Consider the following 521-nt stretch of genomic DNA (forward strand, 5'->3'; position numbering starts at 1 on the left):
AGGTGGGGGTGGGCGCAGGGACAGGTGGCGCGCCCTCCTGCGACGCCGGAGGCACCGGCGCGACGCCTGCCACCGGCGCCGGAGCAACCGCCCGTCGCCCCCGTTCCCGCGCCGCGTCCGCCAGTACCCACCGCCGGTGCAGCTCCACCAGCTCCTCCGGCGTCGCCCCGCACAGCCGGGCCATGCGGGAGACGACCGCGTAGTCGGCCGGAACGCCGTCGCCGCGGCAGTAGCGGTGCAGGGTCGACGTGCTCATGTGCGCGCGCTTCGCCAGAGCCTCGTAACTCAGCCCGGACCGCTGCTTCAACTCGCGCAACAGCGTCGCGAACCCGGCGATCTCCTCAGCCGCCCCCACCGGTCCCCCATTCCGTCCGGCATCCCATGCCGGTCGCGTTTCACCAGGTCAGAGCCGGTGCCGGCATCCCAGCGTGCCAAAGGTCCCGATGGAATGGCGGGCCGGACGCGGGGTGGCACAGGCTGAGGTCATCCAAGCACGGCACCCACCGGTCACCGTGCCGGCC

The 521-nt window shown here is 73.7% G+C and carries 1 protein-coding gene; it reads right to left on the reverse strand.

Annotation, left to right across the window (positions count from 1 at the left end):
- A partial coding sequence (locus CCN33_RS27080; RefSeq protein ID WP_208621913.1) for a helix-turn-helix domain-containing protein occupies positions 1-355 on the reverse strand: 355 nt, incomplete at its 3' end.
- Between the last annotated feature and the right edge of the window lie 166 nt (positions 356-521).

Origin of the sequence: Streptomyces recifensis (genome assembly GCF_002154615.1) — a bacterium.
In the GTDB taxonomy this organism is placed as follows: Bacteria; Actinomycetota; Actinomycetes; order Streptomycetales; family Streptomycetaceae; genus Streptomyces; species Streptomyces griseoluteus.